At 70.1% G+C, this 765-nt stretch carries 2 protein-coding genes; both read left to right on the forward strand.

Annotated features, from left to right (window positions below; translation table 11 throughout):
- On the forward strand, positions 1-493 hold a 493-nt coding region (locus AC1DWF_RS33850; protein ID WP_476842866.1), incomplete at its 5' end, for a universal stress protein.
- A 119-nt stretch (positions 494-612) separates the two neighbouring features.
- Positions 613-765 (forward strand): DUF2891 family protein (locus AC1DWF_RS33855; RefSeq protein WP_476842867.1); only part of this gene is annotated, 153 nt, incomplete at its 3' end.

Genomic DNA, 765 nt, shown 5'->3' on the forward strand with positions numbered 1-765 from the left:
GTTGATTCCTGAAGCGGCTGAGCGTGCGAGGCGCGATCGCGTCTTTCTCGTCGTGGTGGACGACAGCCCGGAGCGCGCCGTGGCGCTGCGCTATGCCGCTCTGCGCGCCGCGAAATCCGGTGGGCGCGTGGCGCTGCTGCGCGTGGTGGAGCCTGTGGAGCAGGCCGAATGGGCCGGCATCGGCGCGATGATGGCGCAGGAGCGGCTCGAGGAGGCGGAATCCATGCTGGCCGGTCTCGCGGCACAGGTGAAGGAGATCACGGGCGGGCTGCCCATGCTCATCACCCGCGAGGGCAAGACGGCCGACCAGCTGCTTGCACTACTCGGCGAGGATCCGCGCATCTCCATCCTGGTGCTGGCCTCGGCGGCGGACAGCAAGGGGCCGGGGCCATTGATCCAGGCGCTGACCGGCCGGCTCGCCGCCAAGATGACGGTCCCGATGACCGTGGTGCCGGGGACCATGACCGAGGCCGAGCTCGACCGCGTGACCTGAAGGCCAGCAGCCATACGCGGGGCCCCATGCGTTGACCGGGGGCGCGCGCAATCCACCACCGATCTACACGCTTCCCCTCCGCCGGGGCTGCACGAGGCCGGCGCGCAGAAGGGATGCCCATGACACGGTCGAGCCTGACTCCCAACCTCGCGGAGAAATTCGCCGCCATCGCCCTCGGGCATGTCCGGCGCGAATATCCCAACAAGCCGGAACACGTGCTCGACGGGCCCGAGGACGCGCGCACGCCGGCCGAGCTGCACCCGATCTTCCAC

This window comes from Aminobacter sp. P4_D5, assembly GCF_056401815.1.